Source organism: Bacillus sp. MYb209 (assembly GCF_002975175.1).
In the GTDB taxonomy this organism is placed as follows: Bacteria; Bacillota; Bacilli; order Bacillales; family Bacillaceae_G; genus Bacillus_A.
On sequence record NZ_PCNZ01000002.1, the window covers coordinates 106,230 to 131,128 of the forward strand.

General features: G+C 37.3%; 23 protein-coding genes, 2 pseudogenes and 1 other annotated feature. Of the genes and pseudogenes, 21 read left to right on the plus strand and 4 right to left on the minus strand.

Annotated features, from left to right (window positions below; genetic code table 11):
- A pseudogene (gene exsA, locus CQZ94_RS31620) lies at nucleotides 1–540 on the plus strand (spore coat assembly protein ExsA); the annotation flags it as partial.
- A 179-nt stretch (nucleotides 541–719) separates the two neighbouring features.
- Nucleotides 720–1,364 (plus strand): YhcN/YlaJ family sporulation lipoprotein, encoded by a 645-nt coding sequence (locus CQZ94_RS04090; protein WP_016106224.1) that lies wholly within the window; start codon nucleotides 720–722, stop codon nucleotides 1,362–1,364.
- Nucleotides 1,365–1,398: 34 nt separating this feature from the next.
- On the opposite strand, the gene CQZ94_RS04095 is transcribed toward CQZ94_RS04090, so the two are convergent.
- The gene (locus CQZ94_RS04095; RefSeq protein WP_105584390.1) at nucleotides 1,399–1,842 is read right to left on the minus strand and encodes a branched-chain amino acid ABC transporter substrate-binding protein; all 444 of its coding nucleotides are present in this window, start codon (nucleotides 1,840–1,842) and stop codon (nucleotides 1,399–1,401) included.
- 426 nt (nucleotides 1,843–2,268) lie between these two features.
- Here CQZ94_RS04095 and CQZ94_RS04100 point away from each other — a divergent pair, with 426 nt between their 5' ends.
- Nucleotides 2,269–2,784: a BofC C-terminal domain-containing protein gene (locus CQZ94_RS04100; RefSeq protein ID WP_105584391.1), complete on the plus strand. Its 516-nt coding sequence runs from the start codon at nucleotides 2,269–2,271 to the stop codon at nucleotides 2,782–2,784.
- A gap of 13 nt (nucleotides 2,785–2,797) precedes the next feature.
- On the opposite strand, the gene CQZ94_RS04105 is transcribed toward CQZ94_RS04100, so the two are convergent.
- Nucleotides 2,798–3,742 carry an iron-hydroxamate ABC transporter substrate-binding protein gene (locus CQZ94_RS04105; protein WP_105584392.1) on the minus strand — a complete coding sequence of 315 codons (945 nt, stop codon included), beginning with the start codon at nucleotides 3,740–3,742 and terminating at the stop codon, nucleotides 2,798–2,800.
- A 189-nt stretch (nucleotides 3,743–3,931) separates the two neighbouring features.
- Here CQZ94_RS04105 and ruvA point away from each other — a divergent pair, with 189 nt between their 5' ends.
- The 7 genes from ruvA to CQZ94_RS04145 all read left to right on the plus strand — a co-directional run bounded on the left by ruvA (nucleotide 3,932) and on the right by CQZ94_RS04145 (nucleotide 9,682).
- Complete coding sequence (ruvA, locus tag CQZ94_RS04110; protein ID WP_105584393.1) at nucleotides 3,932–4,549, plus strand: Holliday junction DNA helicase RuvA; 618 nt, start codon at nucleotides 3,932–3,934, stop codon at nucleotides 4,547–4,549.
- A gap of 5 nt (nucleotides 4,550–4,554) precedes the next feature.
- Entirely contained in the window at nucleotides 4,555–5,556 is a 1,002-nt protein-coding gene (ruvB, locus tag CQZ94_RS04115; protein WP_105584394.1) for a Holliday junction branch migration DNA helicase RuvB, read from the plus strand.
- Complete coding sequence (locus CQZ94_RS04120; RefSeq protein ID WP_000138161.1) at nucleotides 5,553–5,753, plus strand: DUF2905 domain-containing protein; 201 nt, start codon at nucleotides 5,553–5,555, stop codon at nucleotides 5,751–5,753. Before ruvB ends, CQZ94_RS04120 begins: the two co-directional genes overlap by 4 nt.
- 19 nt (nucleotides 5,754–5,772) lie before the next feature.
- Nucleotides 5,773–6,825, plus strand: coding sequence for a tRNA preQ1(34) S-adenosylmethionine ribosyltransferase-isomerase QueA (queA, locus tag CQZ94_RS04125; protein ID WP_105584395.1), 1,053 nt, complete (start codon nucleotides 5,773–5,775; stop codon nucleotides 6,823–6,825).
- Between the two features lie 12 nt (nucleotides 6,826–6,837).
- Complete coding sequence (gene tgt / locus CQZ94_RS04130) at nucleotides 6,838–7,977, plus strand: tRNA guanosine(34) transglycosylase Tgt (protein WP_000125359.1); 1,140 nt, start codon at nucleotides 6,838–6,840, stop codon at nucleotides 7,975–7,977.
- Between the two features lie 27 nt (nucleotides 7,978–8,004).
- Complete coding sequence (yajC, locus tag CQZ94_RS04135) at nucleotides 8,005–8,265, plus strand: preprotein translocase subunit YajC (RefSeq protein WP_087982119.1); 261 nt, start codon at nucleotides 8,005–8,007, stop codon at nucleotides 8,263–8,265.
- Nucleotides 8,266–8,569: 304 nt separating this feature from the next.
- Nucleotides 8,570–9,682, plus strand: a complete 1,113-nt coding sequence (locus CQZ94_RS04145) for an RNA-guided endonuclease TnpB family protein (RefSeq protein WP_105584396.1) — start codon at nucleotides 8,570–8,572, stop codon at nucleotides 9,680–9,682.
- Nucleotides 9,683–9,816: 134 nt separating this feature from the next.
- Here the strand turns inward: CQZ94_RS04145 and CQZ94_RS04150 are convergent, their stop codons facing one another.
- Complete coding sequence (locus tag CQZ94_RS04150; protein WP_105584397.1) at nucleotides 9,817–10,200, minus strand: TIGR04086 family membrane protein; 384 nt, start codon at nucleotides 10,198–10,200, stop codon at nucleotides 9,817–9,819.
- A 103-nt stretch (nucleotides 10,201–10,303) separates the two neighbouring features.
- Between CQZ94_RS04150 and CQZ94_RS04155 the strand changes: the two genes are divergently transcribed.
- The gene (locus CQZ94_RS04155; RefSeq protein ID WP_105584398.1) at nucleotides 10,304–10,960 is read left to right on the plus strand and encodes a DUF421 domain-containing protein; all 657 of its coding nucleotides are present in this window, start codon (nucleotides 10,304–10,306) and stop codon (nucleotides 10,958–10,960) included.
- 29 nt (nucleotides 10,961–10,989) lie between these two features.
- Here CQZ94_RS04155 and spoVB read toward each other — a convergent pair whose 3' ends face one another.
- Nucleotides 10,990–12,549, minus strand: coding sequence for a stage V sporulation protein B (gene spoVB, locus CQZ94_RS04160; protein ID WP_105584399.1), 1,560 nt, complete (start codon nucleotides 12,547–12,549; stop codon nucleotides 10,990–10,992).
- Between the two features lie 187 nt (nucleotides 12,550–12,736).
- Here spoVB and CQZ94_RS04165 point away from each other — a divergent pair, with 187 nt between their 5' ends.
- From CQZ94_RS04165 to hisS, 10 genes and pseudogenes are all read left to right on the plus strand, one after another.
- Entirely contained in the window at nucleotides 12,737–13,021 is a 285-nt protein-coding gene (locus tag CQZ94_RS04165) for a post-transcriptional regulator (protein WP_002015311.1), read from the plus strand.
- 319 nt (nucleotides 13,022–13,340) lie between these two features.
- On the plus strand, nucleotides 13,341–15,617 hold the full coding sequence (gene secDF, locus CQZ94_RS04170; protein ID WP_105584400.1) for a protein translocase subunit SecDF: 2,277 nt from the start codon (nucleotides 13,341–13,343) through the stop codon (nucleotides 15,615–15,617).
- 219 nt (nucleotides 15,618–15,836) lie between these two features.
- Nucleotides 15,837–16,730 carry a cation diffusion facilitator family transporter gene (locus tag CQZ94_RS04175; protein ID WP_002160383.1) on the plus strand — a complete coding sequence of 298 codons (894 nt, stop codon included), beginning with the start codon at nucleotides 15,837–15,839 and terminating at the stop codon, nucleotides 16,728–16,730.
- A 101-nt stretch (nucleotides 16,731–16,831) separates the two neighbouring features.
- Nucleotides 16,832–19,153, plus strand: a complete 2,322-nt coding sequence (gene recJ, locus CQZ94_RS04180; protein ID WP_105584401.1) for a single-stranded-DNA-specific exonuclease RecJ — start codon at nucleotides 16,832–16,834, stop codon at nucleotides 19,151–19,153.
- Between the two features lie 65 nt (nucleotides 19,154–19,218).
- Nucleotides 19,219–19,731, plus strand: a complete 513-nt coding sequence (locus CQZ94_RS04185; protein ID WP_000346222.1) for an adenine phosphoribosyltransferase — start codon at nucleotides 19,219–19,221, stop codon at nucleotides 19,729–19,731.
- 210 nt (nucleotides 19,732–19,941) lie between these two features.
- Nucleotides 19,942–22,125 carry a GTP diphosphokinase gene (gene relA / locus CQZ94_RS04190; protein WP_105584402.1) on the plus strand — a complete coding sequence of 728 codons (2,184 nt, stop codon included), beginning with the start codon at nucleotides 19,942–19,944 and terminating at the stop codon, nucleotides 22,123–22,125.
- Nucleotides 22,126–22,142: 17 nt separating this feature from the next.
- The gene (locus CQZ94_RS04195) at nucleotides 22,143–22,583 is read left to right on the plus strand and encodes a D-tyrosyl-tRNA(Tyr) deacylase (protein ID WP_098777243.1); all 441 of its coding nucleotides are present in this window, start codon (nucleotides 22,143–22,145) and stop codon (nucleotides 22,581–22,583) included.
- Between the two features lie 106 nt (nucleotides 22,584–22,689).
- Nucleotides 22,690–23,014, plus strand: a pseudogene (locus CQZ94_RS04200) (YrdB family protein).
- Between the two features lie 82 nt (nucleotides 23,015–23,096).
- Complete coding sequence (locus tag CQZ94_RS31100; RefSeq protein WP_002015300.1) at nucleotides 23,097–23,273, plus strand: hypothetical protein; 177 nt, start codon at nucleotides 23,097–23,099, stop codon at nucleotides 23,271–23,273.
- A gap of 54 nt (nucleotides 23,274–23,327) precedes the next feature.
- Nucleotides 23,328–23,558 (plus strand) — a binding site (T-box leader).
- Nucleotides 23,559–23,627: 69 nt separating this feature from the next.
- Complete coding sequence (gene hisS / locus CQZ94_RS04210; RefSeq protein ID WP_105584756.1) at nucleotides 23,628–24,899, plus strand: histidine--tRNA ligase; 1,272 nt, start codon at nucleotides 23,628–23,630, stop codon at nucleotides 24,897–24,899.

Here is a 24,899-nt window from a genome sequence, read left to right on the forward strand (position 1 = left end):
AACATGATGCCGATAATGGATAACAATCAAATGCCAAACATGATGCCGATAATGGATAACAATCAAATGCCGAACATGATGCCGATAATGGATAACAATCAAATGCCGAACATGATGCCAATAATGGATAACAATCAAATGCCGAACATGATGCCAATAATGGATAACAACCAACCACCGAATATGATGCCATATCAAATGCCGTATCAACAGCCAATGATGCCGCCATATCCGCATTATCAGCAACAAAATCCATACAATCAAATGCCGCCACAATATACTTCTATGCCAAATCCAAATATGATGCCAATGGATAATAATATGCCACCACTCGTGCAAGGGGAAGAAGATTGTGGATGCGGAGGAGAGAGTAGGTTATATAGTCCGCAACCGGGTGGACCACAATACGCCAATCCTTTATATTATCAACCGACTCAGCCAGCATATGCACCGCAGCCAGGAACGATGTATTATCAGCCAGATCCACCAAATGTATTTGGAGAACCAGTTTCAGAAGAAGAGGATGAAGAGGAAGTTTAAAAAAGGTGGGGTTATTCCCGCCTTTTTTGTATTCGTGATAGTCAGGAATATGGTGAATTTACATTAAGTGCTAGAAAATTCCTAGTGAAATATTAACAGTGTAAAAAACCTCTCTGTTACTCATCATAAGGGGGAGCTTTTCGAAAGAGAAGTTCATTCTAACAAGGGGGGTTTTTGTATTGAATACGAAAGTAAAAGTTATTGCTGCTTCTTTGTTAGTTACCAGTGCATTAGCTGCATGTGGTACACCAAAAGATAATAATGCGATGGATGGACGTAACTATAATTACGAGCGTACATCTTATAATGATACACACCGATATAATGATAATGTAACGCGTAACGATCGTTCTACAGATTATGTAACATATAGAAACGGTCGTAATGACGCAGGATCCAACTATTATCGTGATGTAAATTATAATGGGCAAATTGCTAATCCGCACCCAACTCGTAATATTACAATGAACAATTCATACATTAACAATGATGGTAAAACTGCGGAGAAAATTACGAATCGTGTAAAACGTATGAATAACGTAGATCGAGTTTCTACAGTTGTATATGGAAACGATGTAGCGATTGCGGTAAAGCCACGTAATTCAGCGACAGATGAAACAGCAATGGCAAACGAAATTCGTCAAGCTGTTGCGAATGAAGTTGGAAATAGAAATGTTTATGTTTCTGTAAGAAATGACATGTTTACTCGTGTGGATGCAATGAGTACACGTCTACGTAACGGCACAGTTACAAACGATTTTAATCGTGACATAACAAATATGTTCCGAGATATTCGTTATGGATTAACTGGTACAGTGCGATAGCAAAACAAAAGAGGAGGGGCTTAGCCCTTCCTCTTTATTCTTCTTCATCTTGTAAACGACGTTTTTTGATGAAATAACTAATGGAATAAGAAACTAAAAAGCATATGAAGAAAACACTACCTGTTAGAAGTGCTTCAAACAGAGGTCTTTCTGGACTGAAAATGATATAAATAATAATCATAATAGTTCCTACAATAAGAGAGCGTAAGACAAGCTTGTAATAAGGAGTTAATTTTATTTCCTTTTTGCCTTCTTCCACATCAATTGAAACGCTTAACTGTAAATAAGCAAGTAAAATACTCGTAAGCATAAATAATAGCCACAATGGAGATTTCGTAATTTGATCAATTCCTTCAGTGAATCCGATATAGCCTAAAATTCCAATTACGCCAATGTATTGAAAAATAAAGACAATACGTATATTTTTTAATGTTTGAAGAATGAGACGTTCATCCTTTATTTTTTTCACAATATCCATCTCCTGTTTATATTTATAGCATTAATTGTAATGTATATATTACACTAATCAATTTATAATTTACATAAATTTCGATTGGATGAAAAGAGGAAGAAAAATATGTTTAGAAACATGTTGCGCTTCTATCTTATTAATGTTATATTAGCAAAGCGATGAGCTAATTTACGTAAGTCGAGAGATATGCTTAAGTGCTAAACACGCGAATGTGGTCGCCTGGTTTCTCGCCGTAAACGCATCAAGACGCCTGCTTTGCAGGCGTCTTTCATTTTATATAAAAGTAAATGATACATGCAGATGAGGATTAACCCTTATCTGCATTTTTTATTTTCCTTAGAAATTTAATGCTATTGTTTATATGGATAAAACCCCCATTTCCGGAAAAGCTACAAATGAAAGTATGATTTTGCCTAGAAGAGGTGAACGGAAATGAAATGGATACTAATTGCATTGCAAGCTTTCGTTATGACGTTTTGCTTAGCTTATGGATCCGATGTGAGGGCAGAAGTAACGGAAAAAGAACCTCAAGTTACAATTTTATTAGAGCGTATGTATGTTGATGGCGAAGTAAGTGAAGAAATATTTACAGAAAAAGTAGCGGATTTAGAAAAGTTTTTACAGCAATATAAAGAGTGGCAACTTGTTGATCGTGATGATGTGCAAATCGTATTACAAAAGAAAGTTGATGATATTTCTCCTTTACTGAAAACGAGCGGTTATTTTGGTGTTTCAGAGGAAGGGATATTGCAAATTTTCAAAGGGGTACCGAAAAGTGATAACGCGATCCATTCCTTCTTTCAAATTGATATGAAAAAGCTTGAAAGTTATGAGCGTGCGAAATTGAAACGTGGTATTCGCATAAAATCAAAAGAAGGTTTTGTAAAGACAATCGAAAAAATGAAGCAGTACGCAGTGCAAAATAAGAAAAAAAGCAGCTCAGGGTGAGCTGCTTTTTTTCTTATTTATTCTTAGCTAAAATTTGTTTTGCGATTTCATCAATTAGCATGTCTTTTCCGATTGGATTGAATGCTTTCGTATTGAAGACTTCGTTTGATACTTCATATACGTGATTGTTTTTTACTGCTTTATTATCTTTCCAAACAGCGCTGTTCTTATAGTCTTCGTACGCTTTATCAGCTTCGCCGCCGAAGTTTACAATGAACATTTGATCAGGCTGGAATGCAACAAGCCCTTCTAGTGATACTTGTGCCATCGTTTGTTTTAAATCTGTACCTTTTGTTGCTGGAAGTTTTAAGTCGTTAAAGATGATGTCACCGTATCCGAAGCTACCGTATACACGGAAGTTTTGTGGTGTAACTGCAACGAACATAAAGTTCTCATCTTTTGTTTTCTCTATAATTTTTTTAGATAAAGAATCTGCTTTTTTATCGTAGTCTGCAATCCATTTGTCTGCTTTCTTTTCTTCGTCAAATAGTTTACCTACTTCTTTAAACTTACCGCGCCAGTCTTCTAGATTTGTTTCTAGAACAACTGTCGGTGCAACTTTTTCTAGTTGATCATAAATTTTCAATTGACGATTGTTTAAAATAATTAAGTCTGGTTTTAAAGCAGTAACAGCCTCTAGGTCAACTTTAGGTGCCCAGTACCAGCCGACTGCTTTTACTCCGTCTAGCTTGTCTGTTAAGTGATTTTGGATTTTATCTTTATATGTGTTTGCTGTGCCAACAGGTTTATGTCCAAGGATTAATAATTCCTCTGTTGATCCAGATAAGTCAACAATTCTCTTTGGATTAACTGGAATTGTTGCTTCCCCTTTAGCGTGTTTTACAACTTTCGTTTTCGGTTGTTCTTTTGTTTTTGATTCTTCTTTTTGAGAAGAACAGCCAACAATAGAAAGAACAACTAGCATGATAGTAAATAAAATAGATAATTTGCGTTTCATCCCGATGTAACCCCTTTAATTAGTATTGATAATCATTATCGACTTCTGTATAGTAATGTTCTTTCTGTCTTTATGTCAATAGAAAAAAACGGAAATTCCAAATAGGGAACGTTTGTTGGGGTAGTCTCGCTTTTCTCTTGTTAAATATGTTAAAATGGAATACATGATTTGAGAGGGAGAGATCGTATTTTGTTTGAATATGTTACAGGTTACGTGGAGTATGTAGGACCGGAATATGTCGTAATTGATCATAATGGAATTGGTTATCAAATTTTCACACCAAATCCGTATGTATTTCAAAGAAGTAAGCAAGAAATTCGTGTCTATACATATCATTATGTGAGAGAAGATATTATGGCACTTTACGGATTTAAAACACGTGAAGAGCGTTCATTATTTACAAAATTGTTAGGTGTATCGGGCATTGGACCGAAAGGCGCTCTTGCAATTTTAGCTTCTGGTCAAACAGGACAGGTTGTTCAAGCGATTGAACATGAAGATGAGAAGTTTTTAGTGAAATTCCCAGGTGTCGGAAAGAAAACGGCACGCCAAATGATTTTAGACTTAAAAGGAAAACTGGCAGATGTCGTACCAGATGCATTTGTTGATCTATTCTCAGATGTCGAAAGTTTTGATCAGAAGAAAGGTTCATCAACTGAGCTTGATGAGGCGCTTGAAGCACTAAGAGCACTTGGTTACGCGGAGAGAGAAGTTTCTCGCGTTGTACCAGAATTATTAAAAGAATCACTTACAACGGATCAGTATATTAAAAAGGCACTTAGTCTGTTACTAAATGGTAAGAGGTGAGTATAATGGACGAACGTCTCCTTTCAGGGGAATCTGGATACGAAGATGCGGATTTAGAGTATTCATTACGGCCACAGACGCTCCGTCAGTATATTGGCCAAGATAAAGCGAAACATAATTTAGAAGTGTTTATTGAAGCGGCGAAAATGCGTGAAGAAACGTTAGATCACGTACTTTTATATGGACCACCTGGACTTGGTAAAACGACGCTTGCGAATATTATTGCCAATGAAATGGGTGTTAACATTCGAACAACGTCAGGTCCCGCAATTGAAAGACCAGGAGATTTAGCGGCTGTATTAACAGCACTTCAGCCTGGGGATGTATTATTTATTGATGAAATTCATCGTTTGCATAGATCTATTGAAGAAGTGTTATACCCAGCGATGGAAGACTTTTGCCTTGATATCGTTATTGGGAAAGGACCGTCAGCTCGCTCTGTACGTCTAGACTTACCTCCATTTACGCTAGTTGGGGCAACGACGCGTGCAGGTGCATTATCAGCACCACTTCGTGACCGTTTTGGTGTACTTTCACGATTAGAGTACTATACAGTAGATCAGCTTTCTGCGATTGTAGAACGTACAGCGGAAGTGTTTGAAGTTGAAATAGATTCGTTAGCTGCATTAGAAATTGCAAGACGTGCCCGTGGTACACCTCGTATTGCGAATCGTCTATTACGACGTGTACGTGACTTCGCGCAAGTTCGCAGTGACGGAACGATTGCGATGGAAATTACACAAATGGCGTTAGAACTATTACAAGTAGATAAATTAGGACTTGATCATATCGATCATAAATTACTGCTTGGTATTATTGAAAAGTTCCGCGGTGGTCCAGTTGGATTAGAAACCGTTTCAGCAACGATTGGAGAAGAATCGCATACGATTGAAGATGTGTATGAGCCGTATTTATTACAAATGGGCTTTTTACAAAGAACGCCAAGAGGCCGGATCGTAACACCGCTCGCATATGAGCATTTCGGAATGGAGATGCCAAAAGTATGACGGAGATGCCAAAGCTGCTTATTACAGCGGGTATTTTACTCATTGTTGTTGGATTAGCTTGGAAGTTCATTGGAAGGCTTCCAGGCGATATTTTTGTGAAAAAAGGAAACGTTACCTTTTATTTTCCTATCATTACCTGTATTGTGTTAAGTATTGCATTATCTTTTATTATGTATATAATAAATCGATTCAAATAAGAAATAGGTGGATACAGTTATGGATATTAATCTGTTTGATTTTCATTTACCAGAAGAGCTCATTGCACAAATTCCGCTTGAAGAGCGTGAAACATCAAGATTGATGATGTTAGACCGTGAAACAGGAGATATTGAGCATAAACATTTTACGGACATTCTTTCTTACTTACATGAGGGGGATTGCTTAGTTTTAAATGAAACGAAAGTTATGCCTGCTCGCTTGCACGGTGTGAAAGAAGATACAGGTGCACACATTGAAGTACTTCTTTTGAAACAAGAAGAAGGCGATAAGTGGGAAACGCTTGTAAAGCCAGCGAAGCGTATAAAAGAGGGAACTGTCATCTCTTTTGGTGAAGGAAAGTTAAAAGCAACTTGCATTGGAACAGCAGATCAAGGTGGGCGTCAACTTGAGTTTTCATATGACGGCATCTTTTATGAAATTTTAGACGAACTTGGAGAAATGCCACTTCCTCCATATATTAAAGAGACGCTAGAAGATCGCGATCGTTATCAAACGGTATATGCGAAGGAAATCGGTTCAGCAGCAGCACCAACGGCTGGACTTCACTTTACAGAAGAGTTACTCGAGAAATTGAAGCAAAAAGGCGTTCAATTAGCATTCATTACACTCCATGTAGGACTTGGAACATTTAGACCAGTTTCTGCAGATACGATTGAAGAGCATCATATGCACGCAGAGTATTACCATATGTCTGAAGAGACTGCTGCCCTATTAAATCGTGTGAAAGAGAATGGCGGACGTATTATTACTGTAGGTACGACATCAACTCGTACGTTAGAAACGATTGCGACAGATCATAGTGGTAAGCTTTGCGCCGCTTCTGGCTGGACAGATATTTTTATGTACCCAGGATATGAGTTTAAAGCAATTGATGGTTTAATTACAAACTTCCATTTGCCGAAATCAACATTAATTATGCTTGTAAGTGCATTTTCAAATAGAGATAATGTACTTCATGCTTATAATGAAGCAGTAAAAGAAAAATATCGTTTCTTTAGCTTTGGTGATGCGATGTTCGTTGCATCTCACGCTAAAATGAGAAACAAATAAAAGGAGTAAATTATGACAGCAATTCGGTATGAATTTATTAAAACTTGTAAACAAACGGGTGCGCGTTTAGGTCGAGTGCATACGCCACACGGTTCATTTGATACACCAACATTTATGCCAGTTGGTACACTTGCAACAGTTAAAACGATGTCACCAGAAGAATTAAAAGCGATGGATTCTGGCATTATTTTAAGCAATACGTATCATTTATGGCTACGTCCAGGCCACGAAATTATTCGTGAAGCAGGTGGCTTGCATAAGTTTATGAACTGGGATCGTGCAATCTTAACGGATTCTGGTGGTTTCCAAGTATTTAGCTTAAGTGACTTCCGCCGTATTGAAGAAGAAGGTGTTCATTTCCGTAACCACTTAAATGGAGATAAATTATTCTTATCACCAGAAAAAGCGATGGAAATTCAAAATGCATTAGGTTCAGATATCATGATGGCATTTGATGAGTGTCCACCGTTCCCTGCTACTTTTGAATACATGAAGAAGTCTGTAGAGCGTACAAGCCGCTGGGCAGAGCGTTGCCTAAAGGCGCATGAACGTCCACAAGACCAAGGTTTATTCGGTATTGTGCAGGGCGGGGAGTTTGAAGAGCTTCGTCGCCAAAGTGCGAAAGATCTTGTTTCAATGGACTTCCCTGGCTATGCTATAGGCGGTCTATCTGTTGGTGAGCCGAAGGATATTATGAATCGTGTTCTTGAGTTTACAACACCACTTCTTCCAGATAATAAACCCCGTTACTTAATGGGAGTAGGTTCTCCTGACTCGTTAATTGATGGTGCAATTCGCGGTGTTGATATGTTTGACTGTGTACTTCCAACTCGTATCGCTCGAAATGGTACATGTATGACAAGTGAAGGTCGTTTAGTTGTGAAAAATGCGAAATTTGCTAGAGACTTCGGTCCGCTTGATCCAAACTGTGATTGTTACACATGTAAAAATTACTCTCGTGCGTATATTCGTCACTTAATGAAATGTGATGAAACGTTCGGAATTCGTTTAACGTCTTATCACAACCTTCATTTTCTGTTAAACTTAATGGAGCAGGTGAGACAAGCTATTCGTGAAGACCGTCTTGGCGATTTCCGCGAAGAGTTCTTTGAACAGTATGGCTTTAATAAACCGAATGCTAAAAACTTCTAATACATAATTTAAAAGGAGGAACACAAGATGAATCCAGGTATGATGAATATCGTTATGATTGTTGCGATGTTTGCGATTTTCTATTTCTTATTAATTCGCCCGCAGCAAAAGCGTCAAAAAGCAGTTGCTCAAATGCAAAATGAAATCAAAAAAGGTGATGCTATCGTAACAATCGGTGGCTTACACGGTACAATCGAATCAGTAGATGAAACTTCAATCGTTGTTAAATCTGGTGGTTCACACTTAACTTTCGATCGCAATGCGATTCGTGAAGTTGTGAAAAACTAATGATGAAGGCCCTGCATGAAATGTGCAGGGCCTTTTTTTACGCATTATCCGAAATAAGTCTCCTTCCTCAAGCGTGTGAAGGACGATAGTCCAACGGTAGGTGGGAGATGAATTTCGGTTTGGCGTAGCCAAAAAATTGGTTTTCCTATTTATTTCGCCTCTGCTATAATCAGCCTTATAAGAGGTAAAGTTTGGTATAACAATGAAAGTAGATAATCATGCAGTGTTCATGTTGTGTTATCACCGCCATAGATAAAGTAGAACCGTTTATGGGAAATGAAGGCGAAAGGTGAGATGAACGGATATGACAAAGCATAATAAGGCGTACAAATTTCATCTGTATCCAACAGAAGAACAAGCAAATTTGATACGTAAAACTTTCGGGTGTGTACGCTTTGTGTATAACAAAATGCTGACTGAACGGAAAGAAGTATACGAAAAGTACAAAGAGAACAAGGAAGAACTGAAGAAACAAAAATTCCCTACTCCTGCAAAATACAAAGTGGAGTATGAATGGTTGAAAGAAGTCGATTCATTAGCGTTGGCAAATGCTCAACTAAACTTGCAAACTGCCTATAAGAATTTTTTTAGTGGGCAAAGTGATTTTCCTACATTCAAAAGTAGAAAAAGTAGAAAATCTTATACAACGAATAGAGTCAACGGGAATATTATGTTATTTCATGGTTATATCAAATTACCGAAACTGAAATTAGTGCGACTAAAGCAACATAGGGAGATTCCGCAAAACCATATCATTAAATCATGCACGATTTCGATGACACCAACCGGTAAGTATTATGTGTCTGTTTTGACTGAATATGAAAAGGAAATCATTCAAAAAGAAGTAGAAAGTGTAGTTGGATTAGACTTTGCAATGGCTGAATTGTACGTGAGTAGCGAAGATGAGAAAGCCGGTTATCCTCGCTTTTATCGTCAGATGTTAGACCGATTAGCAAAGGCGCAACGAGTATTAGCAAAACGTGTGAAAGATTCAGCGCGTTGGAATAAACAACGCATCCGTGTAGCTAAATTGCATGAAAAGGTCGCCAATCAACGTAAAAATTTCCTTCATCACAAGTCTAAAGAATTGGCTACTCATTTTGACGTTGTAGCCATAGAAGACTTACATATGAAAGGAATGTCACGAGCACTTCGCTTTGGTAAAAGTGTTGCGGACAACGGTTGGAGGATGTTCACGACATTTTTAGCATATAAGCTACAAGATCAAGGAAAACAGCTTGTAAAAATAGATAAATGGTTTCCTTCTACAAAGATGTGTAGTTGTTGTGGAAACAAAAAAGAAATGTCACTATCTGAAAGAACATATGAGTGCTCGTGTGGACTAACAATAAGTCGTGATTATAATGCAGCTATCAATATCAAAAAAGAAGCCATACGCTTATTAGCGTTGGCATAAATAGCAACAAACCTTTGGAACAAGGGAGTTAGCTCGGCTGTCTTAAGACAAATTCGTTAGCTATCAAAAGTAACGATGAACCGAGAAGCCCCCACTTCAAGTAAGCTCGTAAGAGATACTAAGTGGCGGGTAGTTCACTTATTTTGTTTTGACATATTTACACCGAAAATACCTCCGAGTGTACTCGCACCCATTAATGCTAATTGGTAGAGTAACTGTGAGTTCGATAAAGTTTGAGAGAAGCCTAAATAGTTAACGAGAAAGACGAGAAGAGTGAATGTGAGTCCTGTAGTGAAACCTACTAACCAACCTTTTCCTTGTGCCTTTTTACCAGCAATAAATCCAGACATAAGCATAGATAGAAGTGCTAGTATAAAAATAGTAATTACTAATGTCCCTTCATTAATATTCGTGAATTTTAATAAAAGAGCCATGATCATACTTGTAATAGATGCGAGGATTAATAGGGTAATAATACCGAAGCCGATTGCGCTCGATAATTTTTTCGTTCCATCCATTATGCATTCCCCCTTTTTAATACAAGCATATTTTCATTTTGTTTAAGTTAGACTAGTTTCTTTTTTGTAGGGGAGCCTATAAGTAAAAAAAGGGGATGTAGAAATGGAATGGGTATCAATAATCGGACGAACAATGCTTTTGTATACAATCATTTTAATTATTTTTCGTCTTATGGGTAAACGTGAAATTGGAGAATTAAGTGTATTAGATTTGGTTGTATTCATTATGCTCGGTGAAATGGCTGTAGTGGCAATTGAAAATACAGATAAATCACTTTGGCATCAATTAGTTCCAATGACTTTTCTTATGTGTATACAAATCGTTTTGTCGGTCATTTCTTTAAAGTTTCAGCGTTTTCGGCATTTAATAGAAGGGGAGCCTGCGATTCTTGTGAATGCAGGTAAAATTGATGAAAAAAAGATGCGGAAGCAGCGATATAACATGGATGATCTATTGATGCAACTACGTGAGCAAGGAATCGGAGATGTGCGTGATGTAGAATACGCTATTTTAGAAGCATCTGGAAAGTTATCTGTCTTTCAAAAACAAAAAAGTAAAAAGAGTAAAAATGATACACCAATTTTTACACTCCCACTAATTATTGATGGAGAAATTCAATACAATCATTTGCAAATGATCGAACATACAGATGAATGGCTCGTTGAGAAACTGAATAACTTAGGTTATAAAGATGTGAAACAGATTTTATATTGTAGTTTTCAAAATGGGCAATTTTTTGTTGATTTGAAAGAAAAGTAGAGGCTTACCATTTTGAATGGCAAGCCAGTTTACTTCAAAAATGAAAGTTTTCGAATGATAGGGAGACGACTTAATTCTTCTTTTCGAATGAGTTTGAAAACGAAGAGGAGAACAATATAAACGATTGTTGTTAAGGTGATTTCCCATAATGTTTGTACGCCAAGTGAATGAGAAAAAACGATATGCTTATGAAGATAAAAACCGAAGGTACCAGCAATCCCGATAGTAATTCCACCGAAAATATAGTCTTTTGCGTAAATGGTAAATGCAATTTTCTTTAAAACAGTGGCGTAGTGAAGGAATGTTACGGTTACTATATTTGCTGCGATGGCGAGGGCAACGCCCATCATTTGGAACTCTGGGCGTGAAGCGAGTGCGAAAATAACGATTAATTTTACGATGGCGCCAATAAAGGTGTTCATCATAGCAGCGCGTGCTAAGTTTAAAGCTTGCAACACAGATGTAAGGGGACTTTGGAAATAATGAAATAAAAAGCAAGGTGCAAGAAGCTGAATGAACGCTGTCGCGTTGTCTGAGCCGTACATGAGAGTTAAAACTGGAGAAGCAAATACATATAATATAACGACTGACCATCCGCCGGTTATTAAGGAAATTCGAAGTGCTTGTTGTAATCGGTGTTCCACTAATTTGTGTTGTCTCTTTGCCATTGCCTCGCTAATTGATGGGACGAGTGCTGTAGAAAGAGCATATGTAATAAAGGCTGGCAGTGATAGAAGCGGGAACGCATATCCGTTTAATATACCGTATTGCTGAGTTGCGACAGAAGCAGCAACTCCGGCGATCGCTAAGCTTTGCATAACGACGATAGGTTCAAAGAAATAAGAAACGGAACCAATTAAACGGCTTCCTGTAGTTGGTAAAGCAATGTCCATAAGGGAATAAAATGTATTTTTGCTCTCCTTGACAGTAGTGAAAAATCCAGAGCGTATAGATAAATGTTTTTCGCGTTGGAATAAAGTAAGTAAAAATAATAAAGATGCAACTTCGCCAAGAACAGCTGATAGCATGGCACCGGCTGCGGCATATTCTACGCCGTAAGGTAAAAATAACCGAATGCATACAGCGATAATTGTAATGCGGACAACTTGTTCTATGACTTGAGCATAAGCGCTCGGCTTCATATTTTGTTTCCCTTGGAAATAACCACGTAAAACGGAAGAAACTGCAATAACAGGGACGACAGGTAAAATAGCCATTAATGGATAGTAAGTTCTTTCATCTGTTAATAATGTTTTTGCTAAAATAGGTGTGAGTAGCATAATCCCAATTGTTAAAATGATACTAATAATGGATGTAACGGCTAGCGAGACAGTTAATATTTTTTTAACTCTTTGTTTATCGTTCACCGCTTCCGCTTCTGCTACAAATTTTGCGATTGCAACAGGCAGGCCAATTTGTGTTAGCGTAATTGCTAAAATGAAGGTGGGGACAGCCATCATATAAAGGCCAACGCCTTCTTCGCCTAAAATACGTGCCATTACAATGCGGTTAATAAATCCAAGGATTTTTGTAATAAAGCCAGCTATCATTAAAATAAATGCACCTTTTAAAAAGCTTTGTCTCGTCATACTCTTCTCCTACCTTCTCAAAATCAATGGAATGATTTACAATAATTTATATGCACGTATGAGACAAGAATGACAAGCATTTAAGAGAGTAAAGTGTGAATGGTACTCTTGAAAGAAGTTATTACTGTCCATTAGAGCGGGATTAAAAGCGACTTTTCGTGCTGAAATAAGAAGGAGATGTTTATATATGTTGGATAAAGAGGCTTTGGTAGAATCATACCGCGGACAGTTACAAGTCGTTTTAGAAAGTAAAGTAGAAGAGTTTCAGTTGTTCGGTTACGACCGAGTGACAGATAATGATATTTGGAAGTTTCTCAAGGCGAAAAAGTGGAAAAAGATAGACAGTGATGTTAGGTTATATGAATTAGTAAATGATGTATTAAGAGTAAGTACTAATGAATATATGAATTATTTAACTGTTGAAGCATATCAAGCGCCACTTTGGTCGTTTGATGAATATGAAAATAAATAACCGACTGTAATTGGTTTGTTCTTCCTTTTGCAGTATAATGATAGGTATTGATAAAGAGGAATTAATTATGTCAGAGATTTTAAGTAAAGGAGGTAGTGAAAGGGAAAATAATAATATGTAATCCGATATAGGGTGTGTTTGTACGAATAAAGCACAGAGCTGAAAGTTTACCTATATGGCTAGTAGTGAGCTAGTAAAAAACACTGGAATTTACAGAAAGGAAGTCTACTAACTAGACAGGCGCATAGGTGTGGAATTTGTCTATTGTAAGTGAATCGATTGATTTATTTAAAGTGTTAGTAGCAGAAAGAGGGTACATATGGCAAAGCGTGGTACAAGAATTGCCGCCTTTTTCCTCATCGTTTTATTAATTGGTGGAGTAATTGGTGCGGCAGGAAAAGACATAGCAAAAGGAATTAGTCTAGGACTAGACCTTCGCGGTGGTTTTGAAATTCTGTATGAAGTAAAACCAGCCAAAAAAGGTGATAAAATCGATCGTGATGCACTTGTAAGTACAGTAGGTGCTCTTGAAAATCGTGTCAATGTTCTTGGTGTAAGTGAGCCGAACATTCAAATCGAAGGAGAAGATCGAATTCGTGTACAGCTTGCTGGTGTACAAGATCAGCAAAAAGCACGCGAAATGTTATCAACACAAGCGAAATTAACATTCCGTGATGTGGATGACAACCTTCTTATGGATGGAGCGGATTTAAAAGGCGGCGGAGCAAAGCAAACATTTGACGAGCAAGGCCGTGCGAGCGTAGGTCTTACACTAAAAAGTGCTGATAAATTCCGTGAAGTAACTGAAAAGATTTCAAAAATGCCACCACCAACGAATTTGATGGTAATTTGGCTTGATTTTGAAGAAGGAAAAGATTCGTATAAAGCAGAAGCTGCAAAACAGAATGCAAAACAGAATCCGAAGTATTTATCAGCAGCAACAGTAAGCCAAGTATTTAACCAAGCTGAAGTATCTATCGTAGGTGGAAACTTTACAGTTGAAAGTGCGAAAGAACTTTCATCTTTATTAAATGCAGGTGCACTTCCTGTTGATTTAAAAGAAATGTATTCAACATCTGTTGGAGCGAAATTTGGTCAACAAGCATTAGAGCAAACGATTTTAGCTAGTGCGATCGGTATTGCTATTATCTTCTTATTCATGCTTGTATTCTACCGTTTACCAGGGATTGTAGCGGTTGTTATGTTAGGTTTATACATTTTCGTTACATTACTTGTCTTTAACTGGATGCATGCAGTTCTTACGTTGCCAGGTATTGCGGCATTAGTGCTCGGGGTTGGTATCGCAGTTGATGCGAATATCATTACGTACGAGAGATTGAAGGAAGAGCTTAAAATTGGTAAGTCGATGATGTCAGCATTCCGTGCTGGTAACCATCGTTCATTATCGACAATTTTAGATGCGAACATTACAACTATTGCAGCAGCGGGTGTTTTATTCGCTTACGGTAATAGCTCTGTAAAAGGATTCGCAACAAGTTTAATTGTAAGTATTTTAGTCGGTTTCATTACGAACGTATTCGGTACTCGTTTCTTACTAGGTTTACTTGTAAAGAGTCGTTACTTCGATAAAAAACCATCTTACTTTGGTGTTAAGGAAAAGGATATTATTCCATTAACAAAAGGTGTAGTACATCCACCAACTAAATTTGATCGTATTAACTTCGTAAATATCGGTCATAAATTTTTCTTATTCTCAATTGCAGTCGTAATTGCTGGGGCAATTATATTACCGATTTTCAAAATGAATCTTGGTATTGACTTTGCAAGTGGTACACGTATTGACTTGCAATCAAAACAAGCACTTACTGTGTCTGACGTTCATAAAGACTTCAACGAACTGAAGATTGATGTGAAAGAAGAAAATATTGTACCGACTGGTAATGATAATAAAGGTTTCGCAGTTCGTACATTAGGTGTTCTATCGAAAGATGAAATTGCGAAAACAAAAACATTCTTCCACGATAAATATGGTACAGATCCAAACGTAAGTACAGTTTCGCCGACAATCGGTAAAGAGATTGCACGAAATGCATTTATCGCAGTATTAATTGCTTCTGCAGTAATCGTTTTATACGTAAGTATTCGTTTCCGTCTTACGTACGCAGTATCTGCAGTAATCGCATTATTACATGATGCATTCGTTATGGTTGTTGTATTTAGTCTTTTCCAGATAGAGGTAGACTTAACGTTTATCGCTGCGGTATTAACGATTATTGGTTACTCTATCAATGACTCAATCGTTACGTTTGATAGAAACCGTGAGTTATACAAACAGAAAAAACGAGTTCGCGACATAAAAGACCTAGAAGAAATCGTAAACGCAAGTATTCGTCAAACAATTGGTCGTTCAATTAATACAGTGTTAACAGTGTTATTCCCAGTAATCGCACTACTTATTTTTGGTAGTGAATCACTGCGTAACTTCTCACTTGCATTATTAATTGGATTAGTTGTAGGTACGTACTCTTCTATTTTCGTTGCTTCTCAAATTTGGTTAATGCTTGAAAACCGCCGTTTGAAAAAGGGCAAAAACAAGAAGAAGGTTGAGAAAGAAGTATCTGAACCGCAAGTATAAAAAATAAAACATATAAAAAGATGATGTCTCTATATGAGGCATCTCTTTTTCGTTTGCGGATACAATAAAGTAGCACCTATTTTAAGGGGGGTAAATGGAAGAAAGTGGTGATGTTATCTTTGTTTTTGTTACAATAAAGTGAAACTTTAATCAGTGGGAGTCTTACTGCTTGTTAAAGCGGGATAAAAAGAGAGGTTAAGAAAAGAAGGGATTTTAATTATGGAAAAAGATGAACGTTTTAAACAGGCCGAGTTTGGTGCTATTGTCGGAATCGTTGGTAATATTATATTAGCGATTGTAAAAGCGGTAATTGGTTATATTGGAAACAGTAAGGCACTTTTAGCGGATGCGGTGCATTCTGGATCAGATGTAATTGGCTCGTTAGCTGTACTTTTTGGATTACGAGCAGCAAAGCAACCGCCTGATGAAGATCATCCGTATGGTCATGGTAAAGCGGAATCGATTTCAGCGATTATTGTTGCGGTATTATTATTTATTGTTGGAATAGAGATAGCGATTTCGTCTATAAAAGCTTTTTCACAAGATTTAGAACCACCAAAAGGAATTACAATTTTTGCAGTTATTCTTTCGATTGTAGTGAAAGAAGGGATGTTTCAGTATAAATATCGATTAGGGAAGAGGATAAATAGTGATGCAATTATTGCAAATGCATATGAACATCGTTCGGATGTGTTTTCTTCAATTGCAGCTTTAATCGGCATTTGTGCAGCTATTATCGGCGGTAAGTTAGGTATAGATTGGCTTGTATATGCCGATCCAATTGCGGGATTATTTGTTTCAATTCTCGTTGCTAAGATGGCGTGGAGTATTGGAGCAGAAGCTATTCATGCAACGCTCGATCATGTTCTGCATGAAGAAGATGCTGTTCCGCTTAGGGAAGCAGTTTTTCAAGTGGAAGGTGTGAAAAAGATAGGCTCTTTATATGCAAGGGAACATGGCCACTATGTTATTGTTGATATTAAAATATCTGTAGATCCATATATCACTGTAGAAGAAGGTCACCGCATTGGAAAACATGTAAAAGAAACACTTATGAAACAAGATAACGTACAAAATGTTTTTGTACATATTAATCCGTATTCTCCAAATTAAACATAACGGATATTTAATTATATAGATGTCGAATCGTAGTTTGCATTATATTGTCACCCCTTAATCTGTCTTGTATAATGGATAGGTTAAGGGGTGATTTCGTGTTACAACCGAAGACGCGTTGGAAAGAAAAAGAATATAATGAGGAACTAGTGAGTGAATTAGCAAATAAATTGCAACTATCACCTCTTGTGACTTCATTATTTCTCGGCAGAGGCTTAAATACAGAAGATAAGATTGTAGACTTTTTAAATACAGCAGATCAAGAATTTCACGATCCATTTTTACTTGAAGGGATGGATCGGACTGTAGAACGTGTGAAAAAAGCTATTGGAAATGGAGAACAAATATTAATATTTGGCGATTATGATGCGGACGGAGTAAGTAGTACGACTGTATTATATCTTGCTCTCCAAGAATTAGGTGCAGAAGTAGAGTTTTATATTCCAAATCGTTTTACTGAAGGCTATGGGCCAAATGAAGAAGCGTTTCGTTGGGCGCACAGTGCAGGATTCTCGCTAATTATTACTGTCGATACTGGTATTGCAGCAGTACATGAAGCGAAGGTAGCGAAGGAACTTGGAATAGATCTTATTATTACAGATCACCATGAGCCACCACCAGAATTACCAGAAGCGCTTGCGATTATTCACCCGAAATTAGAGGGCGGTGTTTATCCGTTTCATTATTTAGCGGGTGTTGGTGTTGCATTTAAAGTTGCACATGCACTTTTGGGCCGTGTACCAGAGCATTTATTGGAAATTGCAGTAATTGGTACGGTAGCCGATTTAGTATCGCTTCACGGTGAAAATAGATTGTTAGTACAGCGTGGACTGAAGCATATGCGAATGACGCGAAATATCGGTTTAAAGGCGTTATTTAAAGTTGCTAACGTTTCGCAAAGTGAAATTACTGAAGAAAGCATCGGATTCTTACTCGCACCTCGTATTAATGCAGTTGGTCGTTTGGAAGATGCAGCACCTGCTGTACACCTTCTATTATCAGAAGATCCAGAGGAAGCGAAAGAGCTAGCTGAAGAAATTGATGAGCTTAACACACTTCGAAAAGATATTGTAAAGCAAATTACAGAAGAAGCTATCGCCGAAGTCGAAAATAAATTTCCGCCTGAAGAAAATAAAGTACTAGTACTTGCAAAAGAAGGTTGGAATCCAGGAGTAATTGGAATTGTCGCTTCTAAATTGGTAGAGCGTTATTATCGTCCAACAATTGTGTTAAGTATTGATCCTGATAAGCAAACAGCAAAAGGGTCTGCACGTAGTATTGCAGGATTTGATTTATTTGCAAACCTTTCAGATTGCCGTGAATTGTTACCGCATTTCGGAGGTCATCCGATGGCGGCGGGAATGACGCTGCACATGAACGATGTGGATGAATTAAGACGCAGGTTAAATGAGCAAGCAGATGTAATTTTAACAGAAGAAGATTTTATTCCGATTACAGCAGTGGATGCATTTTGTAAAGTAGAGGATGTAACACTTGCAGCAATTGCGGAGATGCAAAAGTTAGCGCCGTTTGGTGTTGGAAATCCGAAACCGCGTATTGCGGTGAAAGATGCTGATTTAGAAAGCATTCGTGCAATTGGATCAGACGGATCTCATTTAAAAATGGCTCTTCGGGACGGACAAGCAACGCTAGATACAATTGGATTTGGATTTGGTGCATATGCGAAAGAAATTTCACCAGTTGCAAAAGTTTCTGTAGTAGGAGAAGCATCCATTAATGAATGGAATAACTTTAAGAAGCCGCAGTTAATGGTACAAGATATTGCGGTAGAGGCTTGGCAGTTGTTTGACTGGCGTAGTATGCGAAATGCAGAAGCGAATTTAGCGGAACTTCCGAAAGAAAAAATAACGATGGTGTATTTTTCTGAAGAGGTATTGAATAAATTTTCTTTAGAAGACTACAAAGAACAGCTTGTGCATGCATCAGAGGTAACTCATTTAGATGATCAATACATTGTGCTACTTGATTTGCCGAAAGGAACAGATGAATTAGGTGATGTATTTAAGGCTGGCTTCCCAGCTCGAATTTACACGCTATTTTATCAAGAGAATAATCATTTATTTAGTACGGTTCCAACGAGGGAACACTTTAAATGGTACTATTCTTTCTTGAGTCAAAAAGCACCATTTTCGTTAAGACAATATGGGGAACAACTATGTCGTCATAAAGGATGGTCAAAAGATACAGTAAATTTCATGACACAGGTGTTTTTTGAGTTAGAATTTGTTACAATAAAAGACGGTGTCATTTTTATGGCAGAACAAAAACAAAAGCGTGATTTAATTGAATCGAACACATATCGTGAGAAAATGAACCACTTACAATTAGAGAAAGAATTGGTTTATAGCACATATCAGCAACTATATACATGGTTTGAAACGATTCGTAATCATAAATAAGTAGAACAGTTAGGGTAAAGGATTTGTATTTACAAACCTTTTATATCTGAGGAGGATTCAGAAATATGGATTTCAAGCAACATATCGCAATTGTACCGGATTATCCAAAAGAAGGTATTGTGTTTAAAGACATTACCCCTTTAATGAACGACGGTAAAGCATACAAAGCAGCAACAGATGCAATCGTTGAGTATGCCAAAAAAAGAGATATCGACGTTGTAGTAGGGCCAGAAGCACGTGGCTTTATTATCGGTTGCCCTGTTTCTTATGCATTAGAAGTAGGATTTGCACCAGTTCGTAAATTAGGGAAATTACCACGTGAAGTAATTACAGTTGACTACGGTAAAGAATATGGAACGGATGTTTTAACAATTCATAAAGATGCAATTAAACCAGGTCAACGCGTATTAATTACAGATGATCTATTAGCTACAGGCGGAACAATTGAAGCGACAATTAAGCTAGTTGAAGAACTTGGCGGAGTTGTAGCAGGAATTGCATTCTTAGTAGAGCTTACTTACTTAGATGGTCGTAAAATGCTAGATGGTTACGATGTATTAGTATTAGAAAAATACTAATCACTATATAGGTAAAACTACGGTGATAAAAAGTACCCGTGAATCTCTTGGAGAGGAGCGGGTACTTTTGTATAATTACACAAAAAAACATGGTGAAATGTCAGTAAAATCTTTTCCTTTTCACAATTCACAATCATTGGGTTATAATGATAGAATATAATTTATTCTACTTAATAAAGATAAAGTCAATTTTCAATAAAAGGTGATTCGATGGCAAATGAGCAAGTACTAACAGCTGAACAGGTACTCGAGAAAGCAAGTCAATATTTAGCGGATGAAGATATTGAGCTAGTGGCACGTGCCTATGAATATGCGCGTGATGCACATAGCGAACAATATAGAAAATCGGGTGAACCATATATTATTCACCCAATTCAAGTTGCAGGTATTTTAGTTGATTTACACATGGATCCATCTACAGTATCGGCAGGTTTCTTGCATGATGTAGTGGAAGATACAGAAATTACATTAGAAGATATTGAACGGGAATTTAATAAAGAAATCGCTATGCTTGTTGACGGTGTTACAAAGCTTGGAAAGATTAAATATAAATCTCACGAGCAGCAACAAGCCGAAAACCATCGCAAAATGTTTATCGCAATGGCTCAAGATATTCGAGTTATTTTAATTAAACTAGCTGACCGTCTTCATAATATGCGTACATTGAAACATTTGCCTCAAGAGAAGCAGCGTCGCATTGCAAATGAAACGTTAGAAATCTTTGCACCTTTAGCACATAGACTCGGAATTAGTACTATTAAATGGGAGTTAGAGGATACGTCACTTCGCTATTTAAACCCACAGCAATATTATCGTATTGTGAATTTAATGAAGCGTAAACGTGCAGAGCGTGAAGAATATTTAGATGAAGTAATGACTGGTATTCGTGAGAAATTAAAAGAAGTTGCAATTCAACCTGAGATTTCTGGAAGACCAAAGCATATTTACAGTATTTATCGTAAAATGGCATTGCAAAATAAACAATTTAATGAAATTTATGATCTATTAGCTGTACGTGTCGTGGTAAATAGTATTAAAGATTGTTATGCGGTACTTGGAATTATTCATACGTGCTGGAAGCCAATGCCGGGTCGTTTTAAGGATTATATTGCAATGCCGAAAGCAAACCTATATCAATCTCTTCATACGACTGTAATTGGGCCGAAAGGTGATCCGCTTGAAGTGCAAATTCGCACGAAAGAAATGCACGAAATTGCAGAATTCGGGATTGCGGCACATTGGGCGTATAAAGAAGGTAAAGCGGCTGAAACAACGGGTACATTAGAGAAGAAACTAACATGGTTCCGTCAAATATTAGAATGGCAAAATGAAGCTTCTAATGCAGAAGAGTTTATGGAATCATTAAAAATTGATTTGTTCTCTGATATGGTATTTGTCTTTACACCGAAAGGCGATGTAATGGAATTACCTCTTGGCTCTGTCCCAATTGATTTTGCATATCGTGTCCATTCGGAAATTGGAAACAAAACAATTGGTGCAAAAGTAAACGGGAAAATGGTGACACTTGATTATAAGCTGAAAACTGGTGACATCATTGAAATTTTAACATCGAAACATTCGTATGGCCCAAGTCAAGATTGGGTAAAGCTAGCTCAAACATCTCATGCGAAAAATAAAATACGTCAATTCTTTAAGAAGCAACGTAGAGATGAAAATATTGAAAAAGGCCGTGAACTTGTTGAAAAAGAAGTGCGTGGCTTAGAGTATGAGATGAAAGAAGTATTAGCACTTGATAATTTAAAACGTGTTGCTGAGAAGTTTAACTTTGCAAATGAAGAAGATATGTTTGCAGCAGTTGGATACAACGGAATTACAGCTGCACAAATTGTTACGCGACTAACGGACAAGTTCCGTAAACAACGTGAAGAAGAAGAAATCGTTGAAGTTAAAGAAGTTCGTAAACCGATGAAAATTCGAAAATGGGATTCTGGTGTAAAGGTAAGTGGTGCAGATAATTTGTTAATTCGTTTATCAAAATGCTGTAACCCAGTTCCAGGCGATGATATTGTTGGGTATATTACGAAAGGTCGAGGCGTATCAATTCACCGTTGCGATTGCGTCAATGTGCATACAGAAGAAGCGGTAGAGCGTTTACTAGAAGTAGATTGGGAAGGTAGCCCTGAAAAAGAAATTGAATACAATGTTGATATTGAAATTTCAGGCTATGATCGTCGTGGTTTATTAAATGAAGTATTACAAGCTGTTACAGAAACGAAGACGTATATCTCAGCCGTTTCCGGTAGAAGTGATCGTAATAAGATGGCAACGATTAATATGTCGATCTCTATTCGAAACTTACAGCACTTGAAAAAAGTAGTAGAGCGCATTAAACGTGTTCCAGAAATTTATGCCGTACGACGCATGATGCATTAATAGGGAGTGTAGAAAAGATGAGAGTTGTTTTACAACGATCAAAGGAAGCGTCTGTCACAGTAGATGGTGAGATTGTAGGACAAATTCCATTCGGTTTAACATTACTAGTTGGCATTACGCATGAAGATACAGAAAAAGATGCAACGTATATTGCAGAAAAAATTGCAAACCTACGTATTTTTGAAGATGAGAGCGGAAAGATGAACCATTCAGTACTTGATGTAGAAGGACAAGTTCTATCAATTTCGCAATTTACATTATACGGAGATTGCCGTAAAGGAAGACGTCCAAACTTTATGGATGCTGCGAAACCTGATTACGCAGAGCGTTTATATGATTTCTTTAATGAAGAAGTTCGTAAACAAGGACTACATGTGGAGACAGGACAGTTCGGAGCAATGATGGACGTTTCTTTAATCAATGATGGTCCGGTGACCTTAATTGTAGAAAGTAAATAGTGTTGCCCAAGAAGAGAGGATTATATGATCCTCTCTTTTTTATACATTGTTTTATGTTTTGTTCATTTAACATAGGATGATTGTAAAGGGGAATAAAAGGTGTAGTATGCTTCAAGAATTCAATATAGCTTTACGTTTCATGTTAGAGTTATGTGTTCTTGGGGTTGTTGGGTACTGGGGATTTCGGATAGGAACAATAACGGCTATAAAAATTACACTTGCGATTATTCTTCCGATTATTGTTGCTGTCATATGGGCATTATTTGAAGGACCACACGCAGAGTGGGAAGTACAAGGCACCTTACATATATTGTTAGAAATTATCGTTTTTGGATTGGGCGTTGTGTCATTTGAAGCATCCTATGCTTGCGAGTGGATTGGCTATTGTTATTATTGTTAATAGCATTCTTATGTTTATTTGGAATCAATAGCTGTTTCGGATATGTATAACTACCCCATCAATATGGAACAATAAAAAGTAAAACATCCATATTGAATGTGAGGGATATACGTATGCGTATGAATGAAAAAGGACATTCTGTTACAAATGGTGCAAATCAACTGTTTAACGTAAATTTACATGATTTTATTTCAAAAGAACAAAACAATACTTCAATGGAGCTTGCTTCGGAGTTTGGGATTTCACTTCAAGATGTAAAGCGACTAAAGAAGCAAATTGAGCGCTCTTAGAGCACTTGACAATCCTACTCAACAAACGTATAGTAATTTTATATTTACATATGAATATAACCGTTGATAGAGGAGAGTAAATGAGATACACATGGAAAGAGAAGAAATGTCCTAGGCTGAAAACATTTCTACATGATGACTGATTGAATGACACTCTGTAGGTTTCAACTTGAAAGGCGTATACGCTTAGTAGAGATGAACGCAAATTTAAGCGTTATTAAAAAAGTGGAAGCATACGTGCTTCAATTAGGGTGGCACCACGGGTATAATACTCTCGTCCCTACTGTTCAAACAGTAGCGGCGGGAGTTTTTTTATTTTTATTAAGATTAAAACAATTTGAGGAGGAACTGAATATGTCTATTCAAATCCCACGCGGAACGCAAGATATTCTTCCAGGTAATGTAGAGTTATGGCAGTATATCGAAGGGCAAGCGCGCGAAATTTGCCGTCGTTACAATTATAAAGAAATTCGCACACCAATTTTTGAACATACAGAGCTATTTTTACGTGGTGTTGGTGATACGACAGATATCGTACAAAAAGAAATGTATTCATTCCAAGACCGTGGAGAGCGTAGTTTAACATTACGTCCAGAAGGTACTGCACCTGTTGTACGTTCTTACGTTGAAAACAAAATGTTCGGTGATGCAACACAACCAACGAAATTATACTATATCGGTCAAATGTTCCGTTACGAAAGACCACAAGCAGGTCGCTATCGTCAATTCGTACAATTCGGTATTGAAGCAATTGGTAGTAACGATCCAGCAATTGATGCAGAAGTAATTGCACTTGCTGTAGAGTTTTATCGCGGCATGGGCTTAAAAAATATTAAAGTTGTATTAAATAGCTTAGGTGATGCAGCGAGTCGTCAAGCACACCGTGATGCGTTAATTGCTCACTTTGAGCCGCGCATCGGAGAGTTCTGTGCTGATTGCCAATCTCGTTTAGAAAAGAACCCTCTTCGTATTTTAGACTGTAAGAAGGACCGTAATCATGAATTAATGAGCACAGCACCATCTATTACAGAATACTTAAACGAAGATTCAGCAGTATACTACGACAAAGTACAAGAACTACTAACGATGATGGATGTTCCATTTGAAAAAGATCCGAATTTAGTACGTGGTTTAGACTACTACCAACACACTGTTTTTGAAATTATGAGTGAGGCAGAAGGTTTCGGTGCTATCACAACATTAAGTGGCGGTGGCCGTTATAACGGACTTGTACAAGAAATCGGTGGACCGGAAATGCCAGGTATTGGTTTTGCGATGAGTATTGAGCGTTTAATTATGGCGCTGAAGGCTGAAAATATTGAGTTACCAATTGAACATAGTATTGATTGTTACGTTGTAGCACTTGGTGAAAAAGCGAAAGACCGTGCTGCAAAAGTTGCGTTCGATCTTCGTAAAGCTGGATTATCAGTTGAAAAAGATTATTTAGATCGCAAAATGAAAGCACAATTTAAATCAGCAGATCGTTTAAATGCGAAATACGTAGCTGTATTAGGGGAAGATGAGCTAGATAAAGGCATCATTAACTTGAAAGATATGGAAACAGGCGGACAAGAAGAAGTAGCGTTAGATGTATTTGCTTCATATGTAGCAGAGAAATTAATATAG

Bases quoted from the DNA above. Each gene is read 5' to 3' on its own strand.
- CQZ94_RS04195 (WP_098777243.1), top strand. From the start codon at position 22,143: ATGAGAGTTGTTTTACAACGATCAAAGGAAGCGTCTGTCACAGTAGAT.
- queA (WP_105584395.1), top strand. From the start codon at position 5,773: ATGGATATTAATCTGTTTGATTTTCATTTACCAGAAGAGCTCATTGCA.
- CQZ94_RS04120 (WP_000138161.1), top strand. From the start codon at position 5,553: ATGACGGAGATGCCAAAGCTGCTTATTACAGCGGGTATTTTACTCATT.
- CQZ94_RS04155 (WP_105584398.1), top strand. From the start codon at position 10,304: ATGGAATGGGTATCAATAATCGGACGAACAATGCTTTTGTATACAATC.
- tgt (WP_000125359.1), top strand. From the start codon at position 6,838: ATGACAGCAATTCGGTATGAATTTATTAAAACTTGTAAACAAACGGGT.
- CQZ94_RS04100 (WP_105584391.1), top strand. From the start codon at position 2,269: ATGAAATGGATACTAATTGCATTGCAAGCTTTCGTTATGACGTTTTGC.
- relA (WP_105584402.1), top strand. From the start codon at position 19,942: ATGGCAAATGAGCAAGTACTAACAGCTGAACAGGTACTCGAGAAAGCA.
- spoVB (WP_105584399.1), bottom strand. From the start codon at position 12,549: ATGACGAGACAAAGCTTTTTAAAAGGTGCATTTATTTTAATGATAGCT.
- CQZ94_RS04145 (WP_105584396.1), top strand. From the start codon at position 8,570: ATGACAAAGCATAATAAGGCGTACAAATTTCATCTGTATCCAACAGAA.
- ruvB (WP_105584394.1), top strand. From the start codon at position 4,555: ATGGACGAACGTCTCCTTTCAGGGGAATCTGGATACGAAGATGCGGAT.
- yajC (WP_087982119.1), top strand. From the start codon at position 8,005: ATGAATCCAGGTATGATGAATATCGTTATGATTGTTGCGATGTTTGCG.
- CQZ94_RS04095 (WP_105584390.1), bottom strand. From the start codon at position 1,842: ATGGATATTGTGAAAAAAATAAAGGATGAACGTCTCATTCTTCAAACA.
- secDF (WP_105584400.1), top strand. From the start codon at position 13,341: ATGGCAAAGCGTGGTACAAGAATTGCCGCCTTTTTCCTCATCGTTTTA.
- CQZ94_RS31100 (WP_002015300.1), top strand. From the start codon at position 23,097: ATGCGTATGAATGAAAAAGGACATTCTGTTACAAATGGTGCAAATCAA.
- CQZ94_RS04150 (WP_105584397.1), bottom strand. From the start codon at position 10,200: ATGGATGGAACGAAAAAATTATCGAGCGCAATCGGCTTCGGTATTATT.
- hisS (WP_105584756.1), top strand. From the start codon at position 23,628: ATGTCTATTCAAATCCCACGCGGAACGCAAGATATTCTTCCAGGTAAT.
- CQZ94_RS04185 (WP_000346222.1), top strand. From the start codon at position 19,219: ATGGATTTCAAGCAACATATCGCAATTGTACCGGATTATCCAAAAGAA.
- CQZ94_RS04175 (WP_002160383.1), top strand. From the start codon at position 15,837: ATGGAAAAAGATGAACGTTTTAAACAGGCCGAGTTTGGTGCTATTGTC.
- CQZ94_RS04165 (WP_002015311.1), top strand. From the start codon at position 12,737: ATGTTGGATAAAGAGGCTTTGGTAGAATCATACCGCGGACAGTTACAA.
- CQZ94_RS04105 (WP_105584392.1), bottom strand. From the start codon at position 3,742: ATGAAACGCAAATTATCTATTTTATTTACTATCATGCTAGTTGTTCTT.